Consider the following 6,611-nt stretch of genomic DNA (forward strand, 5'->3'; position numbering starts at 1 on the left):
AACGGGAGTTCGCCATGCCCTCGCTCGTCGACGTTCTGCTCGATCCGGTCTCGCTCGCGGTGTTCGCGATGTACGCGGCGCTGATGCTGTGGGAATGGCGCATGCCGGCGCGCGCGCTGCCCGACGTTTCCGGCTGGCGCCTGCGCGGGCTCGCGGCGTTCGCGCTGTACTTTCTGCTGTCGAGCTACCTGCCGCTGCTATGGACGGCGTACCTGCTGCCCTTGCAGCTGGTCGATCTCGGCGGTCTCGGCACCTGGACGGGCGCGCTCGTTGGCCTGCTGGTCTACGAGACGGTCGGCTACGTCTATCACCGCGGCATGCACGCCTCGAACCTGCTGTGGAGAGGGATGCACCAGATGCACCACAGTGCCGAACGGCTCGATACTTACGGTGCGTTCTGGTTCCATCCGTTCGACATGATCGGCTGGACGGCGGTGGCGAGCATTTCGCTGACGATCATCGTCGGCCTGTCGGCGCAGGCGACGACCGTCGTGCTGCTGACCGTCACGCTGATGACGATCTTCCAGCACATGAACGTGCGCACGCCGCAGTGGCTCGGCTACATCCTGCAGCGCCCCGAGTCGCATTCCTGGCACCACGCGCGCGGTCGGCATCGCGACAACTACGCTGATCTGCCACTGATCGATCTCGTGTTCGGCACCTTCCGCAACCCGCCCGATTTCGCTGCGGCGACCGGCTTTCACGACGGAGCATCCTTGCGGCTCGGCGAGATGCTGGTCTTCCGCGATGTGTCCCGGGCGCCCGGCGCTGCAGGGCACTGAGGCTCGGTTCAGAACCTGCGTTCGGCGAGCGGCGGCGGCGTGTACTGGTAGAGCCAGGTTTCGGTCAGCGGCTTGCCGTCGAGGCGCAGGTACAGGCGCAGGTCGATGGGGCCGGCGCCGGCGTCCGGTACCAGGTCGAACATTGCGCGCCAGCCGTGAATCGCGTCGAGCGGTCGGGCCGAGGTGATCTCGACGCGACCGCGCGACGCGCTGATGACCGGCTCGACTTTCGCGTTGCGCGGCAGCTGCGCGAGCGGGCCGCCGGCGAAGTCGATCGCGAAGCGCCACGAGAAGTAGCGGCGCGGCTGGCCGATGACGCCGCCGATGCCGGTCCGCGTCGCCTGCGTCGTCGCCAGCGGCGGGTGATACGGATTGGCGGCGCCCCAGCTGAGGCGGTAGGCGTAGAGATATTCCTTGCCCGGCACGACCGCTTCGTCCGGGTGCCAGAACGCGACGATGTTGTCGAAGGTCTCATCGGCCGTGGGAATCTCGACCAGCATGATCGAACCCTTGCCCCAGTCGCCTTTCGGTTCGATCCAGGCGCAGGGGCGTTTGTCGTAGAACACGCCATCGTCCTGGTAGTGATCGAAGTTGCGGTCGCGCTGCATCAGGCCGAAGCCGCGCGGATTGTCGTCGTGGAACGAATTGACGTGCAGCGCGAGCGGATTGACCAGCGGCCGCCAGATCCACTCGCCGCCGCCGGTCCAGATCTGCAGGCCGTCGGTATCGTGGATCTCCGGGCGCCAGTCGTTGGCCATGCGGCGATCGTTCTCGCCGAACTGGTACATGCTGGTCAGCGGCGCGATGCCGACGCGCTCGATGGTCTTGCGCGGATACAGCGCTGCGTCGATCTCCATGACGAAGTTCTCGCCCGGCGTCATCACGAAGCGGTAGGCGCCGGTCACGCTCGCCGAGTCGAGCAGGCCGTAGACCGTCACGGTATTGGCGCCGCGCGTCGGCCGTTCGAGGTAGTAGGCGACGAAGATCGGAAACTCTTCCGGGCGATCGAGGCCGCAGTCGACGGCCAGACCGCGCGCCGACTGGCCGTACTGCTTCTCGGCGCCGACCGCGCGGAAGTAGGAAGCGCCCTGGAACGCGGCGACATCGCGGACGAAATCGTCGCGATAGTTGAGGCGAAATCCGGCGAAGCCGAGGTTCTTCGGTAGCGCGCCGTCCTTCACGCCGCTCTTGCCGTAGTCGAACATCGCGCTGTCGTAGGCGATCTCGGTCGCCTGTCCATCGACCACCTCGTACATGTGTACCGGCGTGCGGATCGTGAAGCCGAGATGGAAGAAACGCGCCTGGAAATTCAGGTTCTGGTCCTTCCACAGCGCGTGCTCGTCCTTGAAGCGGATCGACTGCCAGCGGTCCCAGTCGAGATCGGCGATCGGCTTCGGCAGCGCGTTCGACGGCGCCTGATACGGATGCTGTGCCATGAAGCGGGCGCGGCCCTTGAGGCTGGCATAGTCGAAGGGCTGCGGCTTGCCGAGCGGCATCACTTCGGCCGCCTGCGCGGCGCGGCCGAGGAAGGCCGCCGGGGCGATCCATCCGGCCGCCGACAGGGCCGCGGCCGACTTCAGCAGGTCTCGTCTTTCCATTCGTGTTCGCGTGATCGGAGGATGTCGGCCGGCGGGCCGCCGCCGCCATCATAACGACGGATGGCCGGCGCGCCATTCGGCTGGCCGGCGCGTGAACGGTCACTGAACTCCGATCGCCGGCCTGCTCCGGCGCGGCGCGTGGCAAAGGAATTGCTTCGTCGATCGTGGATGTCAGAAAGTCGGAGGGACGGATGCACGCACCTGACTTTGCGCAATGGCAGTTGCCATCGCTGACGCGGCAGGATCTGATCTTCCTGTTCGAGCACTTCCCGGTGCCCGGCATCGACGCCGTCGAAGCCGCGCAGCGCGTCATCGAACAGCCATCGACGCTCGACTCGATGCTCGAGGCCGACTACGTCTACGAGGCGCTGCGCGATCGGCAGACGCAATGGCTGGAGGTATCGCCGGCGCTGTTCTTCAGCATCATGCTGCGCCGCTGCCTGCCGGGCCGCCGCAATGCCGCCGAGCGCCAGGCGATCCAGTACCTCGCGAATCTGCTCGGCCTGTTCACGCGTACCGACCGCCTGTATCGCGTCAGCCGCGACGATGAAGCCGCCTACCAGTATCTCGTCGATCTGGTCGCCGCCGCTTCGCGTGCCGGCCCCGAGCGCGGCTTTCTCGTGCATTCGCACATCGGCAACTACGCGATGTACACCGCGGGCCTGTGCGCCGAATGGGTCGAGCACCGCCATCGCTACAAGCGCCGGCCGGTAACGGTCGAGTACTACTGCAAGATGGGGCGTTCGTACTACTTCACCGCGTCGCGTCATCCGCTCGCCGCCGAGTTCGGCGTGCAGCAGGTATTCCGCGAGCTGGCCGACCGTTTCGGCTATTACCGCGACGGACTCGCCCGAATGGCGGCACAGTACCTGCCGCACTGAGGCGCCCGGACGGCGCGGGGGTGCGCATCCGGCGCGGCGCGCGCGCCGATGTCGCCGGCTCTGTTGCGGGCGCGCATGCGTCGCGTGACATTTCGATGAACGTCGAAATTTGACGCGCCCTTTTATTTCGACGATTATAAAAATATGAAAGCTGAAATCGCTGTCGAACGGCTCGCCGCGCTCGCCCAGGAATCGCGCCTGGCGATCTTCCGTTGCCTGGTGCAGGAGGGGCCGGACGGCCTCTGCGCCGGCGACATCGCGACGCGGCTCAAGCTGACGCCGGCGACGCTGTCGTTCCACCTCAAGGAACTGAGCCGCGCCGGCCTGCTGAAGTCGCGTCAGGAGGGCCGCTTCATCTACTACGCGCCCGACTTCAAGGCGATGAACGCGCTGCTCGGCTATCTGACCGAGAACTGCTGCGGCGGCGCCTCCTGCGGCGTCGGCTGTACGCCGGCGTCCGCCGAGGCCGCCCGATGAGCTTGCGCGAACTGCCCGATCCCGAGCGCCTGCCGGCGCTCGACACCCGCTACGCGCAGCGGCGCCCGGCAGCCGGCCTGCCGGACCCGCTCGGTCATCCGCCGCGCATCCTGCTGCTGTACGGCTCGTTGCGCGAGCGTTCGTACTCGCGGCTGCTCGTCGAGGAAGCCGCGCGCCTCGTGTGCTACTTCGGCGGCGAGGCCCGGATCTTCGATCCGCGCGAACTGCCCTTGCCCGATCAGGTGCCGCGCGACGATCACCCGGCGGTGCGCGAGCTGCGCGAACTCTCGCTGTGGTCGGAAGGCCAGATCTGGTGCAGCCCGGAGCGGCATGGCCAGATCAGCGCGGTGATGAAGGCGCAGATCGACCACCTGCCGCTGAACAGCGGCGGCCTGCGTCCGACGCAGGGCCGGACGCTCGCGGTGATGCAGGTCAGCGGCGGTTCGCAGTCGTTCAACGCGGTCAACACCCTGCGCCTGCTCGGTCGCTGGATGCGCATGTTCACGATTCCGAACCAGTCGAGCGTCGCCAAGGCTTTCGACGAGTTCGACGCCGACGGCCGCATGCGGCCGTCGGCGTACTACGAGCGCCTGGTCGACGTCGTCGAGGAACTGATGCGCTTCACGGTCCTGCTGCGGCCGCAGGTCGCGGTGCTGACCGATCGCTATTCGGAGCGCAAGGAAGCGGGTACGCCGGTCACCGACCGCGCCCGTGATCTCGCCGCGATCGCCGTGGCCCCGGCGCCGGCCCCGGCATCTGCGCCCTGCGCTGCCCGCAGCGGTTGCTGCTGATGGATATCGCACCTGCCACGCGCGACGACGGCGCCGCGATCCGCCGCCAGCTCGCGGCCTGCGGCCTGCCAGTCGATGATCTCGCGCAGGCTTCGTTCGCGCACTTTCTCGTCTGGCGCGAAGCCGGCGAGCTGCTCGGCACGGTCGGGGTCGACATCGCCGGAGACGTCGGCCTGCTGCGCTCGCTCGCGGTCGATCCGCGGCGCCGCGCCGAAGGCGCCGGCGCGGCGCTGATCGCCGCCGCCGAGGCGCTGGCGCGAAGCCACAAGCTGTCGGCGCTGTATCTGCTGACCAACGGCGCCGAGCCCTTCTTCGCCGCGCGCGGCTACCGGCGTCTGCCGCGCGACTCGGCACCGGCGTCGATCGCGGCGATGCCGCAGTTCTCCGCCATTTGTCCTTCCTCCGCCACCTTCATGAGCAAGACCATGTCTCACGCGCCCTACAACGTCCTCTTCCTTTGCACCGGAAACTCGGCGCGCTCGATCCTGGCCGAGGCCGCGATCAATTCGCTGCCGGTGAGTCGCGAGCGCTTCCGCGGCTACAGCGCCGGCAGCCAGCCGCGCGGCGCGGTCAATCCCCATTCGATCGAGTTGCTGCAGAAGCTGGGCATCGCCACCGACGGCCTGCGCAGCAAGAGCTGGGACGAATTCGCTGCGCCCGGTGCGCCGCAGCTGGACTTCGTGTTCACCGTCTGCGATCAGGCAGCCGGCGAGCAGTGCCCGTACTGGCCGGGGCAGCCCGTCACCGCGCACTGGGGCATGCCGGACCCGGCTGCCGTCGAAGGCAGCGAGGAGGAAAAGCGCCGTGCGTTTGCCGAGACCTGGCACGTTCTGCGCCGTCGCATCGAGCTGTTCGCGAGTCTGCCGCTCGAATCGCTGGATCGCATGACGCTGCAGCAGCGCGTGCGCGGCATCGCCCAGGCATGAGCGGCGTGATGGAGAACGCGGGCGCCGCGCCGCGTCCGGCGATCGGCTTCTTCGAGCGCTGGCTGACGCTGTGGGTGCTGCTGTGCATGATCGCCGGGATCGCCGCCGGCCACTTCTGGCCGCGGGGCTTCGCCGCGCTCGGCGGAGCCGAACTGGCGAAGGTCAACCTGCCGGTTGCCCTGCTGGTCTGGCTGATGATCGTGCCGATGCTGCTGAAGATCGACTTCGGCGCGCTGCGCGGCGTGGCGCGGCACTGGCGCGGCATCGGCGTGACGCTGTTCGTGAACTGGGCGGTCAAGCCGTTCTCGATGGCCCTGCTCGGCGCGCTGTTCATCGGCCACTGGTTCGCGGCCTGGCTGCCGCCCGAGCAGCTGCACTCGTACATCGCCGGCCTGATCCTGCTCGCCGCCGCGCCATGCACGGCGATGGTCTTCGTCTGGAGCAACCTGTGCGAGGGCGAGCCGCATTTCACGTTGAGCCAGGTGGCGCTGAACGACGCGATCATGGTCGTCGCGTTCGCGCCGATCGTCGGTCTGCTGCTCGGCTTTTCGGCGATCAGCGTGCCGTGGGCGACGCTGGCGCTGTCGGTGCTGATCTACATCATCGTGCCGACCGTGCTCGCGCAGGCGCTGCGTCACGTCGCGCTGCGCGGGGGCTGGTTCGCGCCGCTGCAGCGGCGGCTGCAGCCGGTCTCGCTGTTCGCGCTGCTCGCCACGCTGGTCCTGCTGTTCGGCTTCCAGGGCGAACGGCTGCTCGCGCAGCCACTGGTGATCGGCCTGCTCGCGGTGCCGATCATCGTTCAGGTCTACTTCAACGCCGGACTGGCCTACTGGCTGAATCGGCTGAGCGGCGAGGATTACTGCGTCGCCGGTCCGTCGGCGCTGATCGGCGCGAGCAACTTCTTCGAACTGGCCGTCGCTGCGGCGATCAGCCTGTTCGGGCTCGACTCCGGCGCGGCGCTGGCGACTGTCGTCGGCGTGCTCGTCGAGGTGCCGGTGATGCTCAGCGTGGTCGCGATCGTGCGCCGCTCGCGGCGCTGGTACGAGCGCCGCGCGCCTGCTCCCTAGGGCCTGTCATCAATTGAGCAGGATGTTGGCTGCGACGCAGTAGATGGCCCCGAGGAAGTTTCGAGCGGTCTTGTCGTATCGAGTGGCGA

The 6,611-nt window shown here is 68.0% G+C and carries 7 protein-coding genes; 6 read left to right on the top strand and 1 reads right to left on the bottom strand.

What is annotated here, in order from left to right; genetic code table 11:
• The first annotated feature begins 14 nt into the window (after positions 1–14).
• Positions 15–782, top strand: coding sequence for a sterol desaturase family protein (locus K343_RS0111575; protein ID WP_028008220.1), 768 nt, complete (start codon positions 15–17; stop codon positions 780–782).
• Between the two features lie 8 nt (positions 783–790).
• On the opposite strand, the gene K343_RS0111580 is transcribed toward K343_RS0111575, so the two are convergent.
• Positions 791–2,380 (bottom strand): OpgD/OpgG family glucan biosynthesis protein, encoded by a 1,590-nt coding sequence (locus K343_RS0111580; RefSeq protein WP_028008221.1) that lies wholly within the window; start codon positions 2,378–2,380, stop codon positions 791–793.
• 191 nt (positions 2,381–2,571) lie between these two features.
• Here K343_RS0111580 and K343_RS0111585 point away from each other — a divergent pair, with 191 nt between their 5' ends.
• From K343_RS0111585 to arsB, 5 genes are all read left to right on the top strand, one after another.
• Entirely contained in the window at positions 2,572–3,261 is a 690-nt protein-coding gene (locus K343_RS0111585; RefSeq protein WP_028008222.1) for a hypothetical protein, read from the top strand.
• A gap of 144 nt (positions 3,262–3,405) precedes the next feature.
• The gene (locus K343_RS0111590; protein WP_028008223.1) at positions 3,406–3,738 is read left to right on the top strand and encodes an ArsR/SmtB family transcription factor; all 333 of its coding nucleotides are present in this window, start codon (positions 3,406–3,408) and stop codon (positions 3,736–3,738) included.
• Positions 3,735–4,529: an arsenical resistance protein ArsH gene (arsH, locus tag K343_RS0111595; RefSeq protein WP_028008224.1), complete on the top strand. Its 795-nt coding sequence runs from the start codon at positions 3,735–3,737 to the stop codon at positions 4,527–4,529. Before K343_RS0111590 ends, arsH begins: the two co-directional genes overlap by 4 nt.
• Entirely contained in the window at positions 4,529–5,455 is a 927-nt protein-coding gene (gene arsN2 / locus K343_RS25295) for an arsenic resistance N-acetyltransferase ArsN2 (protein WP_084615842.1), read from the top strand. Before arsH ends, arsN2 begins: the two co-directional genes overlap by 1 nt.
• 41 nt (positions 5,456–5,496) lie before the next feature.
• Entirely contained in the window at positions 5,497–6,522 is a 1,026-nt protein-coding gene (arsB, locus tag K343_RS0111605; protein WP_028008226.1) for an ACR3 family arsenite efflux transporter, read from the top strand.
• Positions 6,523–6,611: the final 89 nt, after the last annotated feature.

The organism is Solimonas flava DSM 18980, assembly GCF_000426685.1.
GTDB classification, from domain to species: Bacteria; Pseudomonadota; Gammaproteobacteria; order Nevskiales; family Nevskiaceae; genus Solimonas; species Solimonas flava.

Excerpts from the sequence above, each read along its gene's own strand:
- K343_RS0111575 (WP_028008220.1), top strand. The coding sequence starts at position 15 with ATGCCCTCGCTCGTCGACGTTCTGCTCGATCCGGTCTCGCTCGCGGTG.
- K343_RS0111580 (WP_028008221.1), bottom strand. The coding sequence starts at position 2,380 with ATGGAAAGACGAGACCTGCTGAAGTCGGCCGCGGCCCTGTCGGCGGCC.
- K343_RS0111585 (WP_028008222.1), top strand. The coding sequence starts at position 2,572 with ATGCACGCACCTGACTTTGCGCAATGGCAGTTGCCATCGCTGACGCGG.
- K343_RS0111590 (WP_028008223.1), top strand. The coding sequence starts at position 3,406 with ATGAAAGCTGAAATCGCTGTCGAACGGCTCGCCGCGCTCGCCCAGGAA.
- arsH (WP_028008224.1), top strand. The coding sequence starts at position 3,735 with ATGAGCTTGCGCGAACTGCCCGATCCCGAGCGCCTGCCGGCGCTCGAC.
- arsN2 (WP_084615842.1), top strand. The coding sequence starts at position 4,529 with ATGGATATCGCACCTGCCACGCGCGACGACGGCGCCGCGATCCGCCGC.